The following is a 24,880-nucleotide window of genomic DNA, read 5'->3' on the forward strand; positions in this document are numbered from 1 at the left end:
TATCTTTATGGGCAAGGCTGGTACTGCTCTCACCTGGCTCTGGTTGGTGGTTTTAGTCGTCGCGCTGGATCTGTTTACTAAGCATCAGGCCAGCACGCTGCTGTCTTATGGCGTGCCTCATCCTCTGCTGCCGGTGTTCGATCTGACGTTACTGCACAATACCGGTGCTGCATTCAGCTTTCTGGCTCAGGCCGGGGGCTGGCAGCGCTGGTTTTTTGCTCTGATCGCTGTAGTTGTCAGCACTGTACTGCTGCTCTGGATGGCCAGTACCCCACGCGATAAGTACTGGCTGGGGGCTGGTCTGGCGCTGGTGCTGGGGGGGGCGCTGGGAAATTTATATGACCGGGTCGTACAGGGATATGTAATCGATTTTATTTCGTTGCATTATAACGGCTATTATTTTCCAGCATTCAATCTGGCCGATAGTGCTATTACCATCGGGGCAGGCATGCTGATTATTGATATGCTATGGTTCAGTGATAGCCGTCATAAATCCAAATAAAGGTCTGCATTTATGTCAGAATTTACTTCTCAAGAGACGCCACAACAGGCCATAGCGCCCGATGCTAAGGTAACCCTTCATTTTGCGATTAAACTGGAAGATGGCCAGGTAGTCGATTCCAACTTTGAGGGCAATCCGGCAACGTTTATTGTTGGGGATGGTCAGTTGCTGGACGGTTTTGAGAACTCTCTGCTAGGGATGCAGGCCGGTGATGAGGCGGTGATCGATATCCTGCCTGAACAGGGGTTTGGTATGGCGAATCCGAACAATATGCAGCGCTTGCCACGCAGTCAGTTCGGCGATATGGCGCTGGAACCCGGTCTGGTGGTCTCCTTCGCTGATGCAGCAAACGGCGAGTTGCCCGGTGTTATTGCCGAGTTTGATGAAAATAAGGTGACCGTGGATTTTAACCACCCACTGGCGGGCAAGAAGCTGAAGTTTGAAGTAAAAATAATCGCTGTCGAATAGAGTGAATTTGCTCTGGATCAGTAAAACGGATGATCTGCTGGTAAATTACTTTTTCATTTTGTAGTCTGTTACACCTTTGATACAACATGGATGTTGTCATGAGCAGACAGGGATGTGGGCTCGCCCCCGGCGCGCGCTCGCGCGTTTTTTTACCTACCTATATCATTTTCCGGCGTCAGTGCGGAACCTCTCTTATTGAAGTACTCGTGACTCTGGTGCTGGTCGCTATCGGCATGGTCGGCATGATGACAATGCAGGCGCGTGGCTTGCAGCAAAATCAAAGTGCCTATCTGCGTACTCAGGCCATTGCGATAGCCAATGATATGGCCGACCGTATCCGGCTCAATAAGCAGGCGGGGCTGGACGATTACTATGCTTTAACGCTCAGTCAGGATGCCCAGAGCTTCTCTACCGCTGGGGTGACCGATAGCGCTAAGAAACTGGCTTACTCTGATCTCCATAACTGGCTAAGCTGGGTGGCTGTCAGTCTTCCCGAGGGGGATGCTGAAATTAAACGGGCCAGTCAGCGTATCACCATTGTCATCAACTGGAACGGCCGTCGGGATCAGGGTGGCTTATCCCGCTATCAACATGAGGTCGATTTATGAAGCGGCCTGTGACGTCCAGTTTGCTAACTCAATCAGGTTTTTCATTGGTCGAACTGATGGTATCGACCGTGATTGGCTTATTGCTTACTTCAGCCATGTTGGCTGCGTATGTGGCTTCCGCACGAACATATCAGATGCAGGATGCGATGTCTGAGGTGCAGGAAAGCGGTCGCTATGCCATGACTGTTTTACTGACCGATTTGCGGCAGAGCGGTGTCGGCGTGGGCAGAGACCTGCTGATAGAGGGGGTTGAAAATGATACCGATAAGATCAATGCCTTTGAACTGGCTCATGCAGATAATACGCTGGTTATTACTCCGGACAATGTGCGTAGTGAGATTGTTTATCTTCTCGGACTTGCAACCGCAGGTTCCGATGGCCGGGCTTACTATATTGGTAATTCCGGGGGGAACCCCTCCCTATACAGGAATAACACTCCGCTGATTGAAGGCGCGACTGCTTTGGTGATGGAGTATGGCGTTGATACAGATGGAGATAAGTTGGTGGACAGCTACCAAAAACTTGGTGCCATGTCCGCGTCTGACTGGGCGTCAGTGATCAGTGCCCGTTTTTTCCTTTTGATACGAAGCTCCGGCAGCGGTGTAACCGATCAGGCACAGGCATTGCCTGTGCCATTTGATGCTATCGATACCTCTGACCGGCGACTGTATCAGGTCTATACAGCGACAGCCTTGCTAAGGAACGCGTTAACCGTGAAAGGAACGGGTGGATGATCAATTTAAGGGGAATATACAAAGGCCAGCGGGGTGCAACATTGGTGGTAGCACTGATTCTGCTGTTAATAATGACGTTGATTGCTTCAACGGCGATTCAGAGCAATGTGCTGCAGTCGCGAATGACTGCCAATCTGCAGGATCAGGCAGTGGCATTTGAAGCGAGTGAGACTGCGCTATTGTATGCAGAAGAGTGGCTTGCCTCACTGAAAGCAGAACCTGAGCTAACTGATTACGATGGCTGGAGCTCCGGTGACACTGAATTTGTGTTTGATAGTCGTAGCAGCTCATCCAGCAGTGCGACACTGAAAGATCAATTGGAAAAACTCAGCACCGTGGATGACTGGGTAGCCAGAGCTAAACCTTCCAGTGACTTCAATTCTAATAAGATCGCCAGGGTGTATGAGCAGCCAAAAGTCAGTCTGGAGCTGGTGCAGCTTACCCCTGATGATAAAACCCGAGGCTATGTCTATGGTGAGGGCAGTGGTGTGGCAACCTTTCGTCAGTTGAGCCGAAGTACCGGTGTAACAGGGAATAGTGAAGTCGTACTGGTCAGCGAATATCGCAAGCGTTTCAGGTGATGAAAGTGAATAAAACAGGGATGTTCAAACTAGTTTTTCTTATCGTGTCTGTCAGTAGGCCGGTGTTGTCGGCTGAATATACCATCAGCCCGATACCGATTGGGGCGGCAGAAACGGCGCAACCCAATGTGATGATCCTGATGGACACGTCCGGGAGTATGGATGATCCTCCTGCGGGCCAGCCCAAAGGAAAGAAAAAGATCGATCAGGCCAAGTCCGCTGCCCGTGCTGTGATTGAATCGGGCTCAGGAATGCAGCTGGGGCTGGCGAGCTTTAACTACGAAGAGGGGGGTAAAATCGACCAGGTTTGTGGCAGTAAAAAAGCCAACCTGCTGAAAACCCTTGATGGCTATGGTGCGGATAACTGGACCCCGATGGCTGAAGCATATTATGAGGTAACCCGTTATTTCAGGGGGATGAAGGGGCACTTTTCGCACACCGGCAGTCGTTACTCCTCGCCGATTACCAGCCAGTGTCAGAAAAATTTTACGATTGTCATTACCGATGGCGAACCGACCAAAGATGGTAACTTTAGTCAACTCAACGACGCTGACGCCGGTAGCAATCTGCCGAACTGGGATACCAGCGATGATGACAGAAAGTTCACGAGAGACCGGTGGGGCAGGACTAGCTTAGCCAGTACTGAAAAATGGTACTACCTGGATGACCTGGCAAAATTCGCCTGGGACACCGATATGAGTGATCAGGCCGGTATGCAGAATATGTACACCTATACCATCGGTTTTGATATTAACTTTCCCATGCTCAATGATGCTGCTGTGAAAGGGCATGGCGAGTACTTTACGGCAGGCAGTGAGACGGAACTGCTGACTTCATTGCAGCAGGTGTTTGCTGACATCAGCCGAAAAGTGTTCAGCGATACGCAGCTGAGTGCCAACAGTGGTTATATTACCAGTGGCCTGAATATCTATCAGGCCAGCTACAATACGGGCGGCTGGAGCGGTGAACTGTCGGCTTTCAGTACAGCCATCAACGCTCAGAGCGGGCTTCTTGAGGTCAGTGATGTCCCTGTGTGGAGTGCTTCGTCTGGTATTCCCTCTGCTAATAGTCGGATTGTCATCACTAACAGGGGCTCAACCGGCATCGGATTTCGCTGGAACAGTTTTACCAGTGAAGAAAAAACGCTGTTATTTAATAATGACTCCTCACAGGTGGACTATATACGTGGCGAAAGCGTAAGCGATTTTCGTGCTCGTCAGAGTCTGTTGGGGGATATTATTCACTCGAATCCGATCTATGTCGGCCCACCGCAGAATTTTAACAGTACCTCCTCCTATCGGGCGTTTAAAAAGAGATATGCCGATCGCGAGCCGATGATCTATGTCGGAGCTAATGATGGCATGTTGCACGGCTTTCGGGCCTCAGATGGTGAGGAGTTGCTGGCCTATATCCCGTCGATTCTGCTACCAAAGCTTAAACAGCTGACAGCGGCAGATTATCAGCATCAGTACTATGTGGATGGCACACCGACAGTTCAGGATGTTTATGTGGGCGGACAGTGGCGCACTATGCTTGCTGGTGGGCTCAATGGTGGCGGTCAGGGGATCTATCTGCTGGATGTTACCGACCCTGATGATTTTAGCGAGACGGAGGCTGCGAAGGTTTTCCGCTGGGAGTTCAACGATAGCGATGATGTCGATATGGGTTACAGCTATGCCCGCCCGGCGATAGTCAGACTGAAAGATGGCAACTGGTATGTGGTGTTTGGCAATGGTTATAACAGTACCGAAGCAGATGATCACCAGAGTTTAACCGGGGATGCAGTGATCTATCTGGTTGATCTGGCAACGGGTCAGACAGTGATTAAGCTCTCCACCAATACAGGCTTGGATGAGGCACCGGCAGGACTGAACAGACCTAATGGTATGTCCACGCTATCCCCCGTCAGTGATGATGGCGCTACGGTAAACGTGATTTATGGCGGTGACCTGTATGGCAATATCTGGAAGTTTGATCTGTCTGATAGTAACCCGGTCAACTGGAAGCTGGACTATAAGCTGTTTCAGGCGTGCAGGAGTTCAACTCTCAGCACTCCATGTGCTGCTGGCGATATTCAGCCGATCACCTCACGACTGGTGGTGTCAGAAGATGTCTACGGACATAATATGGTTTTCTTTGGTACCGGCAAAGATTTTGAAATAGCAGATAAATCAGATATGAGCGTGCAGAGCTTCTATGGTGTGATCGATAGCGGCTCAGCGATCACGGGTAGTCGGTCACAGTTACTGGAACAGTCGATCTATTATCAGGGTAGTCATGACTTTAATGGTGTGACCCGCAACCTGCGCCTGACAACCAACAACCGTTTAACCGACAGTCAGGCCGGCTGGTTTATCGATCTGAAAACACCCGATGGTAACGGGGGCTGGCTGCAGCTGGGTGAGCGCGTGCTTAACCCTCCCGGCATAAGAGATCGTCGTGTCCTGCTCTCAACCCGGACTTATACCTCTGATCCCTGTAAGGCGGGCGGAAATGGCTGGACCATGGAGCTGGATAAAAGCTCAGGTAGTCGCTTCTCCTATGTCACCGTTGATAATAACCGGGATGGCCAGTATGACGACGATGATAAGGTCAGCGATGCAAATGGCGATAAGGTGAACGCATCAGGTCAGCAGCGGGGTAATGGCAATGGTTCGTTAATTCTGACGGATGGCATTGAGGATCAGATCATTAGCACCGGCGGCGAAGATGATCCCGACAAGCCGGGTGACCCGGATAAGCGTCAGCGTGACCCCAACGCAACGGGCCGATCCAGTTGGCGCTATCTGGAGGAACGAGACTGATGAAACTGCAATCGGATAACCAGGGATTTTCGTTGATTGAGCTGATGATCACTGTCGCGATTATTGGTTTACTGGCCGCCGTCGCATATCCCTCTTATATGCAGCATATCCGGGACAGCTGGCGTGAGACAGCGAGGCTTTGTTTGTTGGATATGACGCAACAGCTAGAGCGGCAATATGCAGCGGATCTGACATACAGCGGATGGGGGGATGCAGATGGCGATGGCCGGGATGATCTGCTGACCTCCGGTTGTGCATCAGATGGAGATATGGCTACCCGGTATCGGTTTCAGGGGGATGTCACTCTGTTTAGCTTGCAGGCAGTTCCTCTGGGGGCTCAGGCAGGAGATCAGTGCGGGCAGCTTGGTATTGATCGGCAGGGGCAGAAAACAGCATCGGGCAAAGCGGGTGTCCAGCAGTGCTGGTAGCCCTGTAGAGAGGGATAAAGTCATGAATCATGGAGCAGAAACAGGTGTGACGCTGGTCGAACTATTAGTGGCACTCAGCGTGCTGGCAATTTTGCTGACGGTGGGTGTGCCCTCTCTGGCGGGTTTCGTGTCGTCCCAAAAGCTTGATACGACGGTGCAGTTGCTAAAAGACAGCTATAGTCAGGCCCGATACGAGGCAGTTACCCAGCAGCGGCCTGTGTTTCTCTGTCCTTTAGATACTGCGACAGGCGGTTGTGGTAAAAACTGGAGTGACGGGGTGATCAGCTATCATGATCTGGATGGGGATAACAGTTATGACCCACTTAAGGATACCCAGTTATTGCAGAACGAGTTCCCCTCCGGGGCGGTTATTGTGTATAAAAAGAACTGTTTCCAGATAAAGCTGACGGCTAAAGGCACAACCGGAGATAATGGAACCTTCACCATGACCGTATCTGAAGAAACAAAAAAGCTCGTTGTTTCCGGTATGGGGCGTATCAGAAACGGCTGATTCCAGCTGATTTCCTGAAAATAAGATTCAAATCAGTTACAGAGTCCTCTGATTTGGTTTAATCTTATCCTTTTCTTACAACTGTTTGACTTAAAGTAACTGTTTTGGGTAGTTCTTGCGTATGGAGAGTTGCAGGAGTGACTAAAATATAGTCAATACAGAGTGCAAATGGATTTGCTTCTATAATTCTATTCAATATTCAATGATGAATGGGTGGGGTGATCTTTTTGCGTATTGTTAAACAGCGCGGATTTACACTGATTGAGTTGATGGTGGCACTGGTCGTGCTGGGTATTCTGCTGGGCATCGGTATTCCCAGTTTTAATTCGGTTATTGAGTCAGCCAATCTGAGGTCAGTGACGCATAGCTTAAATACAGCAACTCAGTTGGCACGTTCAGAAGCTCTGGATCGCAGGGATGATGTTGTTGTCTGCCGGGCTAACGGTGCATTGTCTGCTTGTAGTTTTGGGGCAGACTGGAGCAATGGCTGGATTGTGGCAACTTTGAAACCGGCAGGTGCAAATTATACTACGCCGGGGGATGTTGAAGTCATCCGGGTTTGGGAAGCTGTGAATATTGTGGTTTCCGGTGCTTCTAACGGGTTTCGATTTAATAGTTCTGGCCGGGCACCTACTAACGATGATCTGCAAATTCAAAGTGACAGTGAAAGTCGCTGTTTACGCGTTAGCGGAAGTGGACGTGCCATGGTAGAGGAGGGTGGCTGCTAATGTCTGTCTTTGTGAATATGCGGAATGCAAATGAGCGTGGCTCATCTCTTATTGAGGTGTTGATCGCTGTTGTTATCATCTCCGTTGGGCTGCTCTCAGTTGCAGCACTCCAGACGATGGCACTAAAGAGTAACCAGGGCTCCTATTATCGTTCTCAGGCGACTTTTCTGGCTTACGATCTTGCTGACAGAATCAGAGCTGCGCCGGATTCCGCACTGAATGGTGAGTATGATGATGGGCAGGGGGGTGATCGGGACGAGTGGGATAATAAAGTGACTGCTGCCTTGGGGGCGGATGCTGTTGGGGTCGTGACCTGGGATAAACCTAACAGACAAGCGACTATTACTATTACCTGGAATGATAATCGTGCCCGGATTAGGGCTGAGAATGATGTTGATGATGCAACGTTGGCCAGTTTTAGCTATTTTATGGAGTTTTAATTGATGGCTGCTCAGGTTAAAAATAGGCCTCAGCGAGGTTTCAGCTTAATAGAACTGATGATTGCTCTGGTTCTGGGGTTGTTTATTATCGGGGGGGTATTGGCTGTTTTTATCGGCAGTTCGGCAAGTTTTAATAGTAATGAGTCACTTTCACGGGTTCAGGAAAATGGCCGCTTTGCGTTAGAAATTTTAGCCGAAGATCTGCGTAATACCGGGAATAAAGGTCTTTGCTGGAATTCAGTAGTCGATGTAATAAACACAGCTGATAGTGATTATGAGGCGGATGCTTATGATCTCAATGACCCGATCAAAGGCTGGACAGATGATGCCGGAACCTTTTTTGATGGCACTTTGAATGGTTATAAGGCTGGTACCGACCTGTTTTTGGTAAAACATGCAGCAGAAACTTCAGACGCATCCTTGTCTGTCGATATTGTTAAAACGGATACAACGTTCACGATTAATGGAGGCGTTGTATCAGGTGCGATAATGCTGTTATCTGATGCAGCAGGTTGTGATCTTTTCCAAAATACAGCCGCTCTGAACTCTTCCACTATGGCGCGGGCGACAGGGGGAGGGGTTACGATTGGTAATAAAACCGTAGCGGCTCAGGAACTGAGTCATGATTATTCAGTGAGCTCTGGTAATATTGTCGAAATTTCAAAGTTATCCAGCACACTCTATTACATTGGATCAGGTACAACGACGGCTAATGCTTTGAGAGGTATGAGCTTTGATTATGGTGTGGCAAGTGATCAGGAGCTGGTAGAGGGGGTAACTGATATGTCCGTACTTTATGGGATAGTGTCGGGTGCAGGCCCTGCTTTGGGTTATAGCGCCGATGCAAATGGCGGAAACTGGGATGATGTTGTTGCTGTCAGGGTCACTCTGATCGTTGAAGACGGCGATATCAATCAGAATTTTTCGACAACGGTCGCGCTCAGGAATCGGTTGCGATGATGGTGAATAGACGATACACAGGTAACAAAGAGCAGGGAGCAGTGTTGATTATCGCGCTGATCTTTCTGTTGGTTTTATCCTTTATAGGCGTCAGCTCCATGCAGGGAACCACAATGCAGGAGAAGATGTCGGGCAACCTGCGTGATCGAAATTCGGCTTTTAATGCTGCCGAGGCAGGTTTGAGAGAGGGAGAGGCGCAGGCTAGAAGCGATTATTACAACGGTGCTTTAGATACTGATAATTCAAGTAGCGGCACATATAGCTCATCTTTTTCAGTTAATGAGGCCCCAGAGTGGAAGGCTGAACTGATGGCCGATATCTATGTCAGCCTTAAAGCGGGCGAGGATCCAGCAGGTGCCGTTATTAAAGTTACATCTTCGTCAGAGGGCTTTTCAGGTAAGTCGGATGTCCTGCTTGAATCAATATATGTTGTGGAACAGTAGATTATCTTCTGGGCTACGAGGGGTTTTCAATGAAACGTTCTGTGAAATCGAAATCAATGCGACCGCTATGTAGCAACACAAGCGGATCTGCGAACTCATATTGGCTGGCCTTTTTCTGTGCTGTTTTAGGCATGAACTCTTTTAATAGTTTTGCTTCTACGGTTGCTCAGGTGCCTCTGTTTCTGGGCCAGGGTAATGTCCCCGGCAACCTGGCACTGGTGCCTTCGGTTGAATGGCCGACAGTTTTAAGTGCCGCGAATATCGGCAGTTATGATGAAGACAGTGAAAGCATCGGCTACTTCGATTCGAAAAAATGCTATCGCTATCAATATGATACAACCGAAGCCGATCGACATTTCTATCCTGTCAGCACTAATACCAACTTTAAATGCCCGGGTGATGTCTGGAGTGGTAACTTTTTAAACTGGGCTCAGACACAGACAATTGATCCGTTTCGTTGGGCACTGACTGGAGGTTACCGGGTTAAAGATACTGCGACCGAGACCTGGCTGGAAAAAGCAAGACATACCGGACAGAACTTAAGCTTTAATACCCGTTCAATCAGTGGTTCAACGGTTGTCAATAATGCCACTCCTTTTTCAACCTCAACCTTTTCGACAAAAATTGGTGGGTTAGGCAATAAGATGCAGTTTACCCTGCCTTCCGGGCATGGTTTTAGCAATAGCACTGGTGCAGCGTCTTTTACTGAGTTGCTTAATGATACCGACTTCAGCTCTGGCTGGAACGATTATTCCAGTGGTTCTGTTATTCGTAGTTCAACAGAATCGTTTGAGTCTGGTGGGTATTCACTTAAAAAAATCAATAATAACGATCCTAAAGGGGGTTATAAAGACCTTTCATCATCGGCCAACTTCGATAACTTTGTGTTTGAAGGCTGGATCTACAGACCAACTGTGGGTACTCAGTCAGGTCAGTCCGATCGTCTGGCGTTGTCTGATAACAGCGCTAATGGTTACGGCTTTACTATCGGCGCAACCAGTATAAAGATAGAAAAGAGAAATGGTGGCTCTGGTAGTAGCATTAGTGGCAGTGCTTCCTGGACCCGCCCCACCGATCAGTGGTATCGATTTGTTTTTGAAAGTGTTGTCGGCGATAAATTTAAGCTGACTGTTTACAACAGTTCGGGGACTCTGCTTGCTACAGTAACCAGTAATAGTGATACAAGCTACAACTCCTTTAATCGGTTATATATCCATGGCGGTCATGAGTATTACGTCGACAAGCTGAGTGTTGTTTCATACTCAGGTTCTGGCTCCCTCGCCTATCAGCCAGTATCTACAGATACGTTTGAAACAACTGTCCGGGTCAAGGTATGTGATCCCAGTGTGGGGGTTGAGGCTAACTGTAAGCAGTACGGTAGCAATTGGAAGCCTGAAGGTCTGATTCAGCGTTACTCCGATAATATCAGATACAGTATTTTTGGTTATCTGAATGATTCCGATTACAGGCGGGACGGAGGGGTGCTGCGCGCAAGGCAGAAATATGTCGGGCCGGTTCTGCTGGACCCTGATACAGGTGAAGAGTCTAATCCCAATATGGAATGGGACCCTGACACCGGGATTATGATTCAGAATCCAGATAGTTCTGATGCCGCAAGTACCGCATCAGAATTCGGTGTGACTGTTGCAGACAGTGGTGTGTTAAATTATTTGAATAAGTTTGGTCAGCTGAATAACTATAACCTGAAATCTTATGATCCCGTCAGTGAACTTTATTACACGGCGCTTCGTTACTACAAGCATCTGGGTAATGTTGATGAATACTCTACGGCTTCCCCTGGTTATAACTCATCACCATCCAGTAGTACAAAAGAACAGTGGATAGATGGTTTTCCAGTTATACAAAACTGGAATGACCCAATTCAATATGCCTGTCAGAAAAATGTGGTGCTGGGTATTGGTGATGTTAATACCTGGAACGATAAAAATTTGCCCGGAACCACAAGCAGCACCAATGAACCGTCAAAGCCCACCGAGGTATCAAATGATACATCTGTTAATGTCATCACGGCGACGAATAAGATTGCGAGCCTCGAAGGGATAAGTATCGATGCATCTGCCAGCTCCTATACGGGGCGCAATAACTCAGCCTATATGGCGGGTCTTGCTTATGATGCCAATACTGTGGATATTCGCCCGGTTGACTTTGCCGGTACGCAAACGGTACAAACTTACTGGGTTGATGTGCTTGAAAATCAGTTTCTTCGTGAGAAGAGAAACAATCAGTTCTGGCTGACCGCTAAATACGGTGGTTTTGTTGTGCGAAAACATCCAAGTTGTTCATTAGCCAGTTACACCCCTACTGGAACCGAGTGCGATGATCAGAGTCTGGGTGACCCTTACACCCGTACAGCAGCACTGCCTGAATGGTGGTGGTATACCAACACCGATATCCTGGATCCTGGAGAGGGAAGTGACTACAAAAGAGCGGATAACTTTTATACTGCCGGTGATGCCCGCAAGATGGTGGATGGTTTAACTGATGCGTTTGCCTCTATTTCTGCATCGGTTAAAGGTTCTGCTGCGGCGTTAACCGCCAATAGCGCGCGTCTGGGCACTGACTCTGCACTATTTAATGCATTAATGGATTCATCTCTGTGGTCAGGTGATCTGCTTGCCCGGGAGATCAGTACTGATGGGGTATTGGCATCTGCCGATACCTGGAGTGCAGCAGCAATTATGGATGCTCTGACGGATTCAGCTATAGCCAATCGCAAGATTTTCACCAGCTCTTATGCATCAGAAGATGCATTAACCGGTATTACTCTGAATAGCGATGGCATTGATTTTAAGTGGACCGATCTTTCGGCAGAGCAAAAACTTATGTTGCGCTCGACACCGGCAAGTGGAGCACCTGTCACAGAGGCCGTAGCTCAGCAGCGTTTGAATTATCTGCGTGGAAGTCGGATTGAGGAGCAGACATTAACCAATACGTCAAAGCAGTTCCGACGTCGGGGGAGCCGTCTGGGCGATATTGTTAACTCATCCCCTCAATATGTTGCTCAGAAAAACTATGGCTTCAGTCGACTAGGTTCACCCTTTTCAGCGGCTACTAAAGCCGCTTATGTGGACTATAGAGACTCAAATACATATCTAAATAAACCTCCGATTCTCTTGGTAGGCGCTAATGATGGGATGCTGCATGCGTTTGATGCAACCTTAGGCAGTGATGGCGGCAAAGAGTTATTTGCCTATGTGCCTTCAGGCGTATTCAGTAATCTCTATGAGCTGGTATACCCTGAATATGGCCACCGTTACTACGTTGATGGTGTTCCCCGAGTGACTGATGCATGGTTTGCCCCTGCCGATGTGCCGACAGGCGTAACCTCAGGCTGGAAAACTGTTGTGGCGGTTACGCCTGGCGCGGGTGGGGCGGGTGTTTCACTGCTGGATATCAGTGATCCTGAGAATATGACTGCATCCAAAGTTCTTTGGGAGTTTAAGCATAAAGATATGGGCGTATTGATTCAGCAACCGACGATAACGCCTCTGGCAAATGGTAAGTTTGGAGTTATTGTTTCCAGTGGTTTTTCCCATGGTGCAGCTCAGGGACATATCTGGATTTTGAATGTTGCTGATGGTTCAGTTATTAAGGATATTGTTGTTCCAACCACAGGAGGGTTGGGTGAGCCTGCGGTGATAGATCTGAATCTGGATAAGGTTGCAGACCGAATTATGATTGGCGACACGCTCGGTAACGTCTGGCGTTTTGATATCGATAGCGCCTTGCCCGCTAACTGGACACCTCCTGCTAACCTGTTAAGTGGAACGACACCTGTGCCATTCTTTGTCGCCAAAGATTCTTCAGGTGTTCGGCAGCCGATAACAGGTCCTTTGAATGTGGCCTATGATAGTAAAGGCCGGCTTATGGTTTTATTTGGTACCGGTAGTTACTATCTGAGTGGTGATAATGAGGTTGGGGTTTCTCCTCAGGTGCAGTCGTTCTACGGAGTTCAGGATAATGGGGTTGTGGTTTCAGGACGTGCGCAGCTGTTGCAACAAGAAATTCTCTATGAAGGAACTATAGGTACTAATGGTGTGCGGGTAACCAGTAACAATAGTCTGTCTTTATCGCATAAAGGCTGGTATCTGGATCTTCAATGGGCAACAACTAAAGGTGGACTTGGGCCAATTGGCGAGCTTATCAATACAGAACCTGTTCTACGTATCGGCCAGGTGCTCGTAGCAACAAAAATTCCTTCATCGGACCCTTGTGCGGCGGGGGGGAGTAGCTGGATTATGGCGCTTGATTATGAATCAGGTGCGGCTTTGAACAATACAACCTTTGACTATAATGGCGACGGTAAATTTACAGTGGATGATTTGGCGCAAGTCCCTGCAAAAGATGCCAATGGTAATGATATTACAGTGGCAACTTCTGGTTCCGGTATCATGATGGATGGTGGCAGTAACGGTTTTACTAACTTTGGTGCTGATTCTCTCGTTACATCGACGGATACTACTAATGGTGATAGTAAAACTTACGCCTGCTTCACTAATAGTGAGAATGGCAATATAGTTTGCCCTGAGTTTAATGGGGCTTCCAGTGCAGGACGACGTAGTTGGAGAGAAATTAGATGAGTCGGAAGCAGTGCCAGCGAGGCTTTACCTTAATTGAGCTGATGATTGTAGTGGCTATTATTGGCATTATTTCCGCAATAGCCTACCCTAGTTATCAGGAGCAGGTGGCGCAGAGTCGGCGTGTTGATGCACAAGGGAGTTTGCTTTCGTTAGCTCAGTCACTGGAAAGGTATTATACGGAAAATGGGTCTTATACTGGGGCGGTTTTGCCCTATACGCAATCGCCAAAAGATGGTAATCCTAAGTTTTATGACTTATCAGTACCCGCGTCTACGGCGACGACCTATACACTTCAGGCTGCGCCAATAAATGGTATGGTGGGGGATCGGTGTGGCAACATGACAATCACCCATACCGGGCAAAAAGGCACGACTGGTGATCCAGTTGATGACTGTTGGTAACCCGCTGTTTTCTTGCAATAAATCAGCATTTGTCTAAAAAAAACGCGCCCCTGGCGCGTTTTTTTATATACTCAACCCTCTTTGTACCAACCATAAGGCTCAACTATGTCTGACTACCTGATAATTGGAGCAGGCGTGATCGGGATGCTGACCGCCAGAGAGCTGGCGCAGTCGGGTGCTGAGGTCACGCTGGTGGATATGAATAACTGTGCACAGGAAGCTTCCTGGGCCGGAGGTGGGATCGTTTCGCCACTCTACCCCTGGCGTTATTCTGATCCGGTGACCGCGCTGGCAACCTGGTCACAAACCAGTTATATCCATCTGGCGCAGCAGTTATTGGAAGAGACCGGGCTGGACCCGGAGTTGCGCCTGAAAGGAATGTTTATGGTTGGCGTGGATGATGCCGATGAAGCGCTGGCCTGGGGGCGGCGTTATCAGAAACCGATGGAGCAGGTCGGGGCTGACTTTATCTACCAGAAAGAACCCGGTCTCGCACCCGGTTTAGAGTCTGCACTGTGGATGCCGGAGGTGGCCAGTATCCGCAACCCACGGTTAGGCCGCTCGTTGCGCCGCAGTATGGAGATCACCCCGAATATCAACCTGATAGAGCAGGGACGGGTAGAGGGGCTGAACATAGAAAACTATGCGGTCACCGGGGTGCGTCTGGCCGACCGGGTGTTACAAGGTGATCAGGTGATTATCGCTGCAGGAGCCTGGAGTAGTGAGCTGCTTGCGCCTCTGGAGGTTGAACTCCCGGTTGAACCGGTGAAAGGGCAGATGATGTTGTTTAAGGCACCGGTGGGTCTGATCAACCGGGTGGTGCTGATGCAGGGCCGCTATCTGATCCCCCGTAATGATGGCCGTATCCTGGTGGGGAGTACGCTGGAGCGGGTGGGCTTTGATAAACAGACCACTTCGGAAGCAAAAGAGTCTCTGTATCAGACCGCGCTGGAGATCTGTCCCGCGCTTGAACGATATGAGCTGGAACACCACTGGGCCGGACTGCGTCCGGGTTCGCCTGAAGGCGTTCCCTATATCGGCGCAGTGCCGGGGTATGACAATCTCTATCTGAATGCCGGGCATTTCCGTAATGGGCTGGTGCTGGCCCCGGCGTCTACCCGCTTGCTGGCGGATATTCTGCTGAATCGTCAGCCGGTCATCGATCCACTGCCCTATGAGTTGTTTGGACGTGTGTGAGCCGGTGGATAGGACGCCGGTGTAAAAAGGCTCTCATCGATATTTATCGGAATCGGGGGCATTGTTATTTTCAGCGGAAGCGAAAACTGACTCACCGCAGAGGACACAGTACCCAAAGGGCATACTAAGAGCACAGAGAAAACCCAATGAGTAGTTTTCTCCGTGGCCTCTGTGCTCTCTGTGGTGAAGTTTTTCCTGTGTCCTTTAGATGAGTGCTCTTCAGATAAATCAGAATCAATCGTAGATCGTTGGGATGGGCTGTCGTTTATGCTGGGTACGGCGGTATATTCCAATCAGCTTATCTTCGACGTCAGGGCTGACCGGCTTGCCTTCGAGAAAGTCATCGATCTGATCGTAGGTTAATCCCAGCGCCGCTTCATCGGCCAGTTGTGGGGTATCACACTCCAGATCGGCGGTGGGTGTTTTGTGAATCAGTTGTTCCGGCGCCCCCAGTGCCGCAGCGACGGCTCTGACCTGGCGTTTGCTCAGGCCAAACAGCGGTGCAAGGTCGCAGGCGCCATCACCATATTTAGTGTAGAAACCGGTGATATTTTCCGCCGAATGGTCGGTCCCCAGAACCAGTCCGCCCAGTAAACCGGCGATCTCATACTGAATTGTCATACGGATACGGGCTTTAACATTGCCCTTGTTAAAGTCTATATGTGCAGCGCTGCCAGCATGAAGCCCTGCAGCGTCCATTGCGCTCAGTGTTGCGGAGTGAACGCCATCAGCACCAGGCTGGACGTTTGCCGTGACGCAGGCTGAGGGGGAGATAAAGGCGACAGAGGTTTGGGCGTCTTCCTCATCCTGCTGGGTGTTGTAGGGCAGACGTACAGCAATAAAGCGGTAACTATCGCTGCCGCTCTCCTGATTCAGCTGCTCCACCGATAACTGAGCCAGACGGCCGCAGGTGGTTGAGTCAACGCCGCCACTGATCCCTAGCACCAGATGTTTGCAACCACTGGCCAGCAGGGTTTTCTTGATGAAATCTATGCGCCGTTGAATCTCGGTAGTGGTATCGATCTGCGGCTGGACCCGCATCGCAGCAACAATTGAAGCTCTGTCCATGGTTAACTCTCGTGGTTTGTAACGTTGTCTGCTATTCATTCTAAGGGAAAGTCCGGGAGGCTGTGAAGTGCTTTTCTGTAACGCTGAATGTTTGCACTATGACCGGGCGCAAGCAGAGAGAAAAAAGGCGCCAATTGGCGCCCTGATCAGAGTTGGTGCAGTTATTTGTCGCTCTCTGCTTCGTTGTCAAAGATGCCGAAAGTCAGCCGGCTGAACCATGAGCGTTCTTTCGTTTCTGGCTGGCCCGGTTTAGTGGTCTGAACCGGACGGGGAGAGTCATTGCTACCCAGCAGGCCAAATGTAGCGGTGCTCAGCAGCGATTCTTTTTTCGCCAGCTGAATATTGGACTGATAGCCGGGAAAGTTAGCATCCAGTACTGCCTGTGAATCGGCGGCCAGATCGGTCATGCCCAGCTCATTGTAAGCCAGCACCATCACTGAAAGTGCATCCGGTACGGCAGGCGTTTGCTGGTAGTTTTCAACGACATAACGCCCCCGGTTGGCGGCTGCAACCCAGGCTTCACGTTTAACATAGTAACGGGCGACATGCATCTCATAGGTCGCCAGCCGGTTTTTCAGATAGGTCATCCGTTTTTGTGCATCGGGTGCGTACTGGCTGTTGGGAAAGCGGGAGACCAGTTGCTGGAAACTCTGGAATGATTCCAGTGCACTGCCCGGATCACGCTGGGTTTCATCGATTGGCAGATACTTCTCGAAGAAAGTGCGGTCTTTTTCGAACGCGGTCAGACCTTTCAGGTAGAGGGCGTAGTCCAGATTTTCATGGTTTGGATTGAGTCGGATAAAGCGGTCAGCGGTCGCCCGTGCGGCTTCAGACTCATAATTTTTGTGATAGGCATAGATCAGTTCCAGTTGCGCCTGATCAGAGAAACGCCCGAATGGATAGCGAGCTTCCAGCAGTTGCAACTTTTCAATCGCAGCAACATAGTTATCGCTTTCAAGCCTGTCCAGGGCTTCCTGATAGAGTTGCTGTTCAGGTACATCCGGAGCCTCTTTTTCGTCACCACCAAACCATGAACAGCCAGATGCAATCAGAGTGATCGAAACAATTGCGAGCAACTTTGCCAGGCGCATAAACATTTATCCTGCTATAAGTGAGAGTTTCCCGTTAGTTAACAGCGGCTACTGTTTGTTTCGGGTATACTGTGCAAAATTAATTTGGCCTATTTAACCATAACCGGATGGCAAGCCAAAGCGTCTCTGCGTTTTCCTTGCGATAAAGCTTATATTTTCTTAATTTTTCCGAGACTTAGATAAATCATGACTGAGAAGGTTCAACTTAATGCAACAGTGTCCGATGATCTGATCGGCAAGCGATTAGATCAGGCTGTTGCCGAACTTTTCCCCGATTATTCCCGTTCACGGCTGCAGGGCTGGATTAAAGATGGTCAGTTGACTGTTGATGGTGAGGTTAAGCGGCCCCGGGATAAGCTGTTGGGGGGCGAGTTGCTGATGATCGCTGCTGAACTGGATGTCATTGATCAGTACAAAGCGGTCGAGATGCCGCTGAATATCATCTTTGAAGATGACGATATCATCATTATCAATAAACCTGCGGGTCTGGTAGTGCACCCTGCTGCGGGTCACTGGGAAGATACTCTGCTCAATGGGTTGCTACATTATTATCCGGCAATCGCGCAGGTGCCGCGGGCGGGTATTGTTCACCGGCTGGATATGGACACGACCGGACTGATGGTGGTTGCCAAAACCATCCAGGCCCAGACTGAACTGGTTTCACAGCTGCAGGACCGTTCCATGGGGCGTGAATATGAGGCGGTTGTCGGTGGCGTTATGACCGGAGGGGGGACCGTTGAGGAGCCATTAGGTCGTCATTCACGCAACCGGCAAAAGATGGCTGTGGTGGGTATGGGTAAGGAAGCGATTACTCACTATCGGGTGTTGAAGCGGTTTCGTGCCCACACCCATATTCGTTTGAAGCTTGAGACTGGCCGGACGCACCAGATTCGCGTGCATATGTCTTATATTAATTATCCTCTGGTAGGCGATCAGCTCTACGGTGGACGGTTCCGTTTGCCAAAAGGGGTCAGCCCGCAACTGCTGGAAAAATTAAAGGGCTTTAATCGTCAGGCTCTGCATGCCAAACGGCTGGAGCTGTTTCATCCGGTCAGCGGTGAGCTGATGGCCTGGGAAGTGGATCTGCCGGATGATTTGCAGAGCCTGCTTAATAGCCTTAAACGCGATGCCGCGCAACAGGAGAGCGAAGAGTGAAACTGATTACTGCCGATTGGTTAGCGCCTGAGCATATCAGAGCGTTTACCACTACCCGGTTGGGTGGCTGCAGTAAAGATGTTTATGGCTCTTTAAATCTGGGGGATCATGTGGGTGATGCCCCGAATCTGGTCAGTGCGAACCGGCAGTTGCTGGCTGAGCATTGTAAGTTTTTAAAACAGCCGCAGTGGCTTTCTCAGGTGCATGGCACCACGCTGGTTAAAGCCTGCCATAATGGACTGGTGATTGAAGCAGATGCATGCTGGTCCGATGAGCCGGGGCAGCCCTGTGTTGTCATGACCGCGGATTGTCTGCCGGTTTTCTTTACCGATAAACAGGGGGGGCGTGTTGCGATAGCGCATGCCGGTTGGCGCGGGCTGTTGGGTGGCGTGCTGGAACAGACCCTGGCAGTGTTTCCTGATCCCTCTGAGGTGGTAGTCTGGTTTGGACCTGCTATCGGTCCCCTGGCGTTTGAGGTGGGGGCTGAGGTCAAACAGCTGTTCTGTGATGTGATGCCCGCCGCTGAGAGTGCTTTTGTTGCCAAGCAAAAGCCCGGAAAATGGCTGGCTGATATCTATCTGCTTGCTCGGTTGCGCCTTAAACAAGCAGGGGTACAGAGCGTCTTCGGGGGGGAGTATTGTACTTTCACTCAATCTGATCTTTTTTACTCCTATCGACGCGATGGTGTGACTGGACGGATGGCGAGTGTGATCTGGATTAATTGACCTGTGTCAATAAAATTCACCGGCTCCACTTGATTGATTTTGATTACCATATAATAATGGTTCTCATTAACTTTTGAGGTGTTCGATGACACTTACCCAACTGAAAGCCCGTCAACAGGCAAGAATTAAAGCAATCGCAGGCCCTGAGCCTCTGCGTCAGCGACTTGTTGCCCTGGGCGTTCTGAAAGGGCTGCAAGTTTCGGTTTCTGCCACCTCTTTGCTGGGTAATCCGCGAATATACTTCATTGGTAAACAGCAGATCTGTCTGCGCAGTGCCGAGGCGGGTTATATCGAGGTGGAGTTGCAATCCTGATGTCCGATGCCCGTTCGTCATACACTGTGGCCCTGATCGGTAATCCGAACTGTGGCAAAACCTCTCTCTTTAATCAGCTAACCGGAGCGCGACAGCGTACCGGGAATATGGCTGGAGTGACAGTCACCAGTCGGGAAGGCCATAAAACGTGGCGCGGCGTTGATTTTCACTTTATCGATCTGCCGGGTATTTACTCGCTGGCGAACAGCCGGGTTGAGGAGATGGTAGCCCGTGATTATCTGATAGAGACTCCTCCGGATCTGATTCTGAATGTTGTGGATGCCAATAACCTGGCCCGGAATCTTGCCCTGACCAGCCAGATTCTGGAGCAGGGGTTGCCAGTAGTCATCGCGCTGAATATGCTGGATGAGCTGGAAAAACAGGGTGATAGTGTTGATCTGAGCGAACTGAGTCTTGGTTTAGCTAAGCCGGTGATTGGCAGCGATGGACGCAGTAATAGTCATATCTCGGCGTTGATGGATATGCTGCTGGATAATGTAGATCAGCAGGCAGAGCCGTTACTGATTAACTATGAGCCTCATCTGGAGCAGGCTATCACCTCTCTGGAGCATGCCGGACTGACCCGTTGGCAGTCTGTCAGGTGGCTGGAATCTGCGGGCGAGGGGGTGGCGCTGCTTAGTGATGACCAGAGAGAGGAGGGGCACAGGGCGCTGGCTCAGCTTGCCAGCCGGCATGACGAGTCTCCTGCTGAGATGGTTGCTGAAGGTCGTTACGGCTATATTCATGGTCTGTTACATAAGAGCAGCAGCGAGCATCAGGATCAGTCAGCTGCGGATCACTGGCTCGACAGTATTGCGCTTAATCGCTGGTTGGGTATTCCGGTTTTTATTCTGTTGCTATGGGTGATGTTCGAGGCCACCTTTACGCTGGGCAGCTATCCCGCTGACTGGATTGATGCTGGTGTCAGTTGGGTTGGGCAGCAGGTCGGTGCGTTCATGCCAGAGTCGTTACTAAAAAATCTCTTGGTGGAAGGGCTGATTGCCGGTGTCGGCGGGGTGTTGGTGTTCCTGCCGAATGTGGTGTTGCTATTCTTTTTTATCGCCTTGCTGGAACAGAGTGGCTATATGGCCCGGGCTGCGTTCCTCACAGATAATCTGATGAGCAAAGTCGGTCTGCATGGTAAAGCATTTGTACCGCTGGTGATGGGGTTTGGCTGTAACGTGCCTGCCATCATGTCAGCGCGCACCATCGAAGAGCCCCGGGCAAGACTGATCACGATTCTGATCAACCCGTTTATGAGTTGTTCTGCCCGCTTGCCGGTGTATGTACTGTTGGCGGGTATCTTTTTTACCGAGCATGCCGGTACCGTACTGTTTGGTTTATACATGCTGGGGATTCTGGTGGCGTTTGCCATTGCTGCGCTGCTGGCCAGGACGATTCCTGAAAAGCATGATGAGGCGTTTATTATGGAATTGCCGCCCTGGCGGTTTCCCTCTCCCCGTTCAATGTTGCTGCATGTGTGGGACAAGGCCGGTGATTTTCTGCGTAAAATTGGTGGCGTTATCCTGGTCGGTTCAATCCTTATCTGGCTGTTGCAAAGCTTTCCGCAGCAGGGTACGCCTTGGCTGGAACAACTGGGTCACTTTGTTGCGCCGCTGTTTGCGCCGATGGGGTTTGGCTGGCAGGAAACGGTCGCCCTGCTTTCCGGGTTTATTGCTAAAGAGGTGATTGCCGCCTCGCTGGTGGTTGTCTATCAAACCGATATGAATGATATGGCCGGATTGCAGGCGGCTCTGGGCAGCGCTCTGGCTCCGGCATCCGGTTTGGCGCTGATGGTCTTTACCTTGCTGTATATGCCCTGTCTCGCAACCATCGCAACCATTCGCAGAGAAACTGGTAGTTGGCGCTGGGCGGGAGTATCGGTCATGATGGGTCTGGTGTTGGCCTGGATCGGTGCATGGCTGGTCTATACCCTGGCCTCTCTGTGGCTATAGCGTTAAAGGTGAATCTATGACTGTGTTTGACTGGATAGTGCTGGTGGCGGTTGTTGCCCTTGTGGGTCTGTGGTTCTGTCGCTATCTTTACCGCACCTTTAATAAAAAGTGCAGTGGTGGAGGGTGCAGCAATTGCTCTGGTTGTGGCGTGAATGACCGCCCTTCCTCTAAGCCACGATAAATATATAAGCAAATGCTGATATAGCCTTGAAATCCGCCTGATCTACCCATACTTATAGGTAGTATGAATCAAGCAACCCGCCGTCCGCTTTGAATGAAAGCTCAAAACCGGCAGGGTTAAACAGATCAGGAGGGGATCATGCAGCCCGAACGTTTTACCAGCAAATTACAATCAGCCCTGGGGGATGCGCAATCCCTTGCTGTTGGCAAAGATCACAATTATATCGAACCGGTTCACCTGCTATTGGCGTTGCTGGATCAGCAGGGTGGCTCGGTCAGGCCTCTGTTGGCCCAGTCCGGCGCTAATGTGAATCAGTTACGCTCATCGGTACAGCAGCTTTTCAACGACCTGCCGCAAGTGTCAAACCATGATGGCGAGCTGCGTTTCTCGCCGAACATGGGCAAACTTTTTAATCTTACCGATAAGCTGGCTCAGCAGCGTGGCGATCAGTATATCGCCAGCGAGCTGTTTGTACTGGCGATGCTGGATGATAAAAGCGGCGTTGGCAAACTCCTTAAAGACGCAGGTGTTACTAAACCGCAGTTGGAACAGGCGATTACTCAGATGCGTGGAGGAGATGGCGTGAATGACCCTAATGCGGAGGAAAGCCGTCAGGCGCTGGATAAGTTTACCATTGATCTGACTGAGCGCGCTGAATCGGGCAGGCTGGATCCGGTGATTGGCCGTGATGATGAGATCCGTCGTACCATTCAGGTGTTGCAACGCCGGACTAAAAACAACCCGGTATTGATCGGTGAGCCAGGTGTAGGTAAAACCGCGATTGTTGAGGGGCTGGCGCAGCGCATTATTAACGGTGAAGTACCAGAGGGGCTGAAGAATAAAAAGGTTCTCTCTCTTGATATGGGGGCTCTGATTGCCGGTGCTAAGTTTCGCGGAGAGTTTGAGGAGCGCCTGAAAGGGGTGCTGAATGAGTTGGCCAAGCAGGAAGGTCAGGTGATTCTCTTTATTGATGAGCTGCATACTATGGTGGGTGCGGGCAAAGGTGAAGGCTCAATGGATGCCGGAAACATGCTTAAGCCAGCTCTCGCCCGTGGTGAGCTTCACTGTGTCGGTGCTACCACTCTGGATGAATATCGTAAATACGTTGAAAAAGATGCTGCGCTTGAGCGTCGTTTCCAGAAAGTTCTGGTGGATGAGCCCAGCGAAGAGGACACCATTGCCATCCTGCGTGGGTTGAAAGAGCGTTATGAGATCCATCATGGTGTTGATATTACCGACTCAGCCATTATCGCTGCAGCCAAACTGTCACAGCGTTATATCACCGACCGTCAGTTGCCGGATAAAGCGATCGACCTGATCGATGAAGCCGGTAGCCGGATTCGTATGGAGATCGATTCCAAGCCTGAAAGTATGGATAGGCTGGAACGCCGCCTGATTCAATTGAAAATGGAACGTGAAGCGCTGAAAAAAGAGAAAGATCAGGCTGCGATAAAGCGTTTGGAAGAGCTGCAAACCAATATCGAATCAGTGGAGAAAGAGTTCTCTGACCTTGAAGAGATCTGGAAGGCTGAGAAAGTCGTGTTGCAGGGATCACAACAGATTAAAGAAAAACTTGATCATGCACGTACCGAACTGGAACAGGCAACCCGTTCGGGTGATCTCAGTCGCATGTCCGAACTGCAGTATGGCGTCATTCCAGAGCTGGAGAAACAGCTGCAGGCTGCAGCGGATGTTGAAGATCAGCCTCAGCAGAATCAGTTACTGCGTAACCGGGTCGGTGAAGAGGAAGTGGCGGAAGTTGTGTCTAAATGGACCGGTATTCCCGTATCAAAAATGCTCGAAGGTGAACGCGACAAATTGCTGCGTATGGAAGATGCCTTGCATAAGCAGGTGATCGGTCAGCACGAAGCGGTGCTGGCGGTGTCCAATGCGGTGCGTCGATCCCGTGCCGGGCTGGCTGATCCCAACCGGCCGAATGGCTCGTTCCTTTTTCTGGGACCTACAGGTGTCGGTAAGACCGAGTTATGTAAAGCGCTGGCGGGCTTCCTCTTCGATACCGAAGAGGCGATGGTGCGGATCGATATGTCTGAGTTTATGGAGAAACACTCCGTCGCCCGGCTGATCGGCGCGCCTCCCGGATATGTGGGTTATGAGGAAGGTGGTTACCTGACGGAAGCGGTTCGTCGTAAGCCCTATTCTGTATTGCTGCTGGATGAGGTGGAGAAAGCACACCCTGATGTGTTCAATATCCTCCTGCAGGTACTGGAAGATGGCCGCCTGACTGATGGTCAGGGACGTACAGTCGATTTCCGTAATACGATTGTGGTGATGACATCCAACCTGGGCTCCGATCTGATTCAGAACTTCAGTGATGATGAGGATTATGAACTGATGAAAGCATCGGTGATGGATGTTGTGGGTAATCACTTCCGTCCAGAGGTGATCAACCGCATCGATGAAGTGGTAGTCTTCCATAGTCTGCGCAAAGAACAGGTCAGGGGTATCGCAGAGATTCAGCTTAACCGTCTCCGTAAGCGTCTGACTGAACGTGAACTAACATTGACGCTGACATCCACTGCGATGGATAAGCTGGTCGATGTTGGCTTCGAGCCGATCTATGGCGCACGACCACTGAAGCGGGCAATTCAGCAGTGGATAGAAAACCCCTTAGCGCAGGAGCTACTCGCGGGTAAATATCTCCCAGGATCAGAAATCGGAGTCGATGTCGAAGCCGGGAAGTTTATATTTCGTTAAGAGCAGACCGTCGCTTCGCGGCTAGCTAGACGCTTCGCTTGATTAGCTGTTAGACGCGACTTCGTCGCTTGCTAGTGCTTAGAACGGAAACTGCGTTTCCTGCTAGAAAAAGCCAAGACAAAACATAAAACCGCCGCGAGGCGGTTTCAGGCTGTTGATAAAGTCCTCGTCAAATGACGAGGATTTTTTATAATAGGCTCATGCTAAGAGAACGCCCCCCAACCCAGTCCGCCCTTGAGTTTGTTTGCATCGATGAACTTGTTCCTCAAGA

23 protein-coding genes are annotated in these 24,880 nt (G+C 50.2%); 21 read left to right on the plus strand and 2 right to left on the minus strand.

Annotated features, from left to right (window positions below):
• Positions 1 to 7: 7 nt before the first annotated feature.
• The 15 genes from lspA to thiO all read left to right on the plus strand — a co-directional run bounded on the left by lspA (position 8) and on the right by thiO (position 15,406).
• On the plus strand, positions 8 to 502 hold the full coding sequence (gene lspA, locus JW499_RS15340; RefSeq protein WP_205211404.1) for a signal peptidase II: 495 nt from the start codon (positions 8 to 10) through the stop codon (positions 500 to 502).
• A 12-nt stretch (positions 503 to 514) separates the two neighbouring features.
• Positions 515 to 970 carry an FKBP-type peptidyl-prolyl cis-trans isomerase gene (locus JW499_RS15345; RefSeq protein WP_205211405.1) on the plus strand — a complete coding sequence of 152 codons (456 nt, stop codon included), beginning with the start codon at positions 515 to 517 and terminating at the stop codon, positions 968 to 970.
• A gap of 98 nt (positions 971 to 1,068) precedes the next feature.
• Complete coding sequence (pilV, locus tag JW499_RS15350) at positions 1,069 to 1,578, plus strand: type IV pilus modification protein PilV (protein ID WP_205211406.1); 510 nt, start codon at positions 1,069 to 1,071, stop codon at positions 1,576 to 1,578.
• The gene (locus JW499_RS15355; protein WP_269814581.1) at positions 1,575 to 2,312 is read left to right on the plus strand and encodes a PilW family protein; all 738 of its coding nucleotides are present in this window, start codon (positions 1,575 to 1,577) and stop codon (positions 2,310 to 2,312) included. Before pilV (JW499_RS15350) ends, JW499_RS15355 begins: the two co-directional genes overlap by 4 nt.
• The gene (locus tag JW499_RS15360; RefSeq protein WP_205211408.1) at positions 2,309 to 2,893 is read left to right on the plus strand and encodes a pilus assembly PilX family protein; all 585 of its coding nucleotides are present in this window, start codon (positions 2,309 to 2,311) and stop codon (positions 2,891 to 2,893) included. Before JW499_RS15355 ends, JW499_RS15360 begins: the two co-directional genes overlap by 4 nt.
• 20 nt (positions 2,894 to 2,913) lie before the next feature.
• Entirely contained in the window at positions 2,914 to 5,697 is a 2,784-nt protein-coding gene (locus tag JW499_RS15365) for a PilC/PilY family type IV pilus protein (RefSeq protein ID WP_205211409.1), read from the plus strand.
• Positions 5,697 to 6,125, plus strand: a complete 429-nt coding sequence (locus tag JW499_RS15370) for a type IV pilin protein (RefSeq protein WP_205211410.1) — start codon at positions 5,697 to 5,699, stop codon at positions 6,123 to 6,125. The genes JW499_RS15365 and JW499_RS15370 overlap by 1 nt, the downstream gene beginning before the upstream one ends.
• 22 nt (positions 6,126 to 6,147) lie before the next feature.
• A complete protein-coding gene (locus tag JW499_RS15375) occupies positions 6,148 to 6,636 on the plus strand; it encodes a GspH/FimT family pseudopilin (protein ID WP_205211411.1) in 489 nt (162 codons plus the stop codon).
• Between the two features lie 227 nt (positions 6,637 to 6,863).
• Positions 6,864 to 7,364 carry a GspH/FimT family pseudopilin gene (locus tag JW499_RS15380; protein ID WP_205211412.1) on the plus strand — a complete coding sequence of 167 codons (501 nt, stop codon included), beginning with the start codon at positions 6,864 to 6,866 and terminating at the stop codon, positions 7,362 to 7,364.
• Positions 7,364 to 7,804, plus strand: a complete 441-nt coding sequence (gene pilV, locus JW499_RS15385) for a type IV pilus modification protein PilV (RefSeq protein WP_205211413.1) — start codon at positions 7,364 to 7,366, stop codon at positions 7,802 to 7,804. The genes JW499_RS15380 and pilV (JW499_RS15385) overlap by 1 nt, the downstream gene beginning before the upstream one ends.
• Before the next feature lie 3 nt (positions 7,805 to 7,807).
• Positions 7,808 to 8,764 carry a PilW family protein gene (locus JW499_RS15390; protein ID WP_205211414.1) on the plus strand — a complete coding sequence of 319 codons (957 nt, stop codon included), beginning with the start codon at positions 7,808 to 7,810 and terminating at the stop codon, positions 8,762 to 8,764.
• Positions 8,761 to 9,207, plus strand: coding sequence for a pilus assembly PilX family protein (locus JW499_RS15395; RefSeq protein ID WP_205211415.1), 447 nt, complete (start codon positions 8,761 to 8,763; stop codon positions 9,205 to 9,207). Before JW499_RS15390 ends, JW499_RS15395 begins: the two co-directional genes overlap by 4 nt.
• Before the next feature lie 29 nt (positions 9,208 to 9,236).
• Positions 9,237 to 13,808 carry a pilus assembly protein gene (locus JW499_RS15400; RefSeq protein WP_205211416.1) on the plus strand — a complete coding sequence of 1,524 codons (4,572 nt, stop codon included), beginning with the start codon at positions 9,237 to 9,239 and terminating at the stop codon, positions 13,806 to 13,808.
• On the plus strand, positions 13,805 to 14,209 hold the full coding sequence (locus JW499_RS22685; protein WP_205211417.1) for a type IV pilin protein: 405 nt from the start codon (positions 13,805 to 13,807) through the stop codon (positions 14,207 to 14,209). The genes JW499_RS15400 and JW499_RS22685 overlap by 4 nt, the downstream gene beginning before the upstream one ends.
• A gap of 105 nt (positions 14,210 to 14,314) precedes the next feature.
• Positions 14,315 to 15,406 (plus strand): glycine oxidase ThiO, encoded by a 1,092-nt coding sequence (thiO, locus tag JW499_RS15410; RefSeq protein ID WP_205211418.1) that lies wholly within the window; start codon positions 14,315 to 14,317, stop codon positions 15,404 to 15,406.
• A gap of 234 nt (positions 15,407 to 15,640) precedes the next feature.
• On the opposite strand, the gene nadE is transcribed toward thiO, so the two are convergent.
• A complete protein-coding gene (gene nadE, locus JW499_RS15415) occupies positions 15,641 to 16,474 on the minus strand; it encodes an ammonia-dependent NAD(+) synthetase (RefSeq protein WP_205211419.1) in 834 nt (277 codons plus the stop codon).
• 161 nt (positions 16,475 to 16,635) lie between these two features.
• The gene (locus JW499_RS15420; RefSeq protein WP_205211420.1) at positions 16,636 to 17,565 is read right to left on the minus strand and encodes an outer membrane protein assembly factor BamD; all 930 of its coding nucleotides are present in this window, start codon (positions 17,563 to 17,565) and stop codon (positions 16,636 to 16,638) included.
• A 186-nt stretch (positions 17,566 to 17,751) separates the two neighbouring features.
• On the opposite strand from JW499_RS15420, the gene rluD reads away from it, so the two are divergent.
• From rluD to clpB, 6 genes are all read left to right on the plus strand, one after another.
• Entirely contained in the window at positions 17,752 to 18,720 is a 969-nt protein-coding gene (rluD, locus tag JW499_RS15425; RefSeq protein WP_205211421.1) for a 23S rRNA pseudouridine(1911/1915/1917) synthase RluD, read from the plus strand.
• Positions 18,717 to 19,445, plus strand: a complete 729-nt coding sequence (gene pgeF, locus JW499_RS15430) for a peptidoglycan editing factor PgeF (RefSeq protein WP_205211422.1) — start codon at positions 18,717 to 18,719, stop codon at positions 19,443 to 19,445. The genes rluD and pgeF overlap by 4 nt, the downstream gene beginning before the upstream one ends.
• Positions 19,446 to 19,530: 85 nt before the next feature.
• Positions 19,531 to 19,758, plus strand: a complete 228-nt coding sequence (locus JW499_RS15435; RefSeq protein ID WP_091361739.1) for a FeoA family protein — start codon at positions 19,531 to 19,533, stop codon at positions 19,756 to 19,758.
• On the plus strand, positions 19,758 to 21,713 hold the full coding sequence (gene feoB / locus JW499_RS15440; RefSeq protein WP_205211423.1) for a ferrous iron transport protein B: 1,956 nt from the start codon (positions 19,758 to 19,760) through the stop codon (positions 21,711 to 21,713). Before JW499_RS15435 ends, feoB begins: the two co-directional genes overlap by 1 nt.
• Before the next feature lie 16 nt (positions 21,714 to 21,729).
• Positions 21,730 to 21,894, plus strand: a complete 165-nt coding sequence (locus JW499_RS15445) for a FeoB-associated Cys-rich membrane protein (protein ID WP_205211424.1) — start codon at positions 21,730 to 21,732, stop codon at positions 21,892 to 21,894.
• Positions 21,895 to 22,032: 138 nt separating this feature from the next.
• Positions 22,033 to 24,609 carry an ATP-dependent chaperone ClpB gene (clpB, locus tag JW499_RS15450; protein ID WP_205211425.1) on the plus strand — a complete coding sequence of 859 codons (2,577 nt, stop codon included), beginning with the start codon at positions 22,033 to 22,035 and terminating at the stop codon, positions 24,607 to 24,609.
• Positions 24,610 to 24,880: the final 271 nt, after the last annotated feature.

It is taken from the genome of Amphritea pacifica (assembly GCF_016924145.1).
GTDB lineage: Bacteria > Pseudomonadota > Gammaproteobacteria > Pseudomonadales > Balneatricaceae > Amphritea > Amphritea pacifica.

Bases quoted from the DNA above. Each gene is read 5' to 3' on its own strand.
- lspA (WP_205211404.1), top strand. From the start codon at position 8: ATGGGCAAGGCTGGTACTGCTCTCACCTGGCTCTGGTTGGTGGTTTTA.
- JW499_RS15345 (WP_205211405.1), top strand. From the start codon at position 515: ATGTCAGAATTTACTTCTCAAGAGACGCCACAACAGGCCATAGCGCCC.
- pilV (WP_205211406.1), top strand. From the start codon at position 1,069: ATGAGCAGACAGGGATGTGGGCTCGCCCCCGGCGCGCGCTCGCGCGTT.
- JW499_RS15355 (WP_269814581.1), top strand. From the start codon at position 1,575: ATGAAGCGGCCTGTGACGTCCAGTTTGCTAACTCAATCAGGTTTTTCA.
- JW499_RS15360 (WP_205211408.1), top strand. From the start codon at position 2,309: ATGATCAATTTAAGGGGAATATACAAAGGCCAGCGGGGTGCAACATTG.
- JW499_RS15365 (WP_205211409.1), top strand. From the start codon at position 2,914: ATGTTCAAACTAGTTTTTCTTATCGTGTCTGTCAGTAGGCCGGTGTTG.
- JW499_RS15370 (WP_205211410.1), top strand. From the start codon at position 5,697: ATGAAACTGCAATCGGATAACCAGGGATTTTCGTTGATTGAGCTGATG.
- JW499_RS15375 (WP_205211411.1), top strand. From the start codon at position 6,148: ATGAATCATGGAGCAGAAACAGGTGTGACGCTGGTCGAACTATTAGTG.
- pilV (WP_205211413.1), top strand. From the start codon at position 7,364: ATGTCTGTCTTTGTGAATATGCGGAATGCAAATGAGCGTGGCTCATCT.
- JW499_RS15390 (WP_205211414.1), top strand. From the start codon at position 7,808: ATGGCTGCTCAGGTTAAAAATAGGCCTCAGCGAGGTTTCAGCTTAATA.
- JW499_RS15395 (WP_205211415.1), top strand. From the start codon at position 8,761: ATGATGGTGAATAGACGATACACAGGTAACAAAGAGCAGGGAGCAGTG.
- JW499_RS15400 (WP_205211416.1), top strand. From the start codon at position 9,237: ATGAAACGTTCTGTGAAATCGAAATCAATGCGACCGCTATGTAGCAAC.
- JW499_RS22685 (WP_205211417.1), top strand. From the start codon at position 13,805: ATGAGTCGGAAGCAGTGCCAGCGAGGCTTTACCTTAATTGAGCTGATG.
- thiO (WP_205211418.1), top strand. From the start codon at position 14,315: ATGTCTGACTACCTGATAATTGGAGCAGGCGTGATCGGGATGCTGACC.
- nadE (WP_205211419.1), bottom strand. From the start codon at position 16,474: ATGGACAGAGCTTCAATTGTTGCTGCGATGCGGGTCCAGCCGCAGATC.
- JW499_RS15420 (WP_205211420.1), bottom strand. From the start codon at position 17,565: ATGCGCCTGGCAAAGTTGCTCGCAATTGTTTCGATCACTCTGATTGCA.
- rluD (WP_205211421.1), top strand. From the start codon at position 17,752: ATGACTGAGAAGGTTCAACTTAATGCAACAGTGTCCGATGATCTGATC.
- JW499_RS15435 (WP_091361739.1), top strand. From the start codon at position 19,531: ATGACACTTACCCAACTGAAAGCCCGTCAACAGGCAAGAATTAAAGCA.
- feoB (WP_205211423.1), top strand. From the start codon at position 19,758: ATGTCCGATGCCCGTTCGTCATACACTGTGGCCCTGATCGGTAATCCG.
- JW499_RS15445 (WP_205211424.1), top strand. From the start codon at position 21,730: ATGACTGTGTTTGACTGGATAGTGCTGGTGGCGGTTGTTGCCCTTGTG.
- clpB (WP_205211425.1), top strand. From the start codon at position 22,033: ATGCAGCCCGAACGTTTTACCAGCAAATTACAATCAGCCCTGGGGGAT.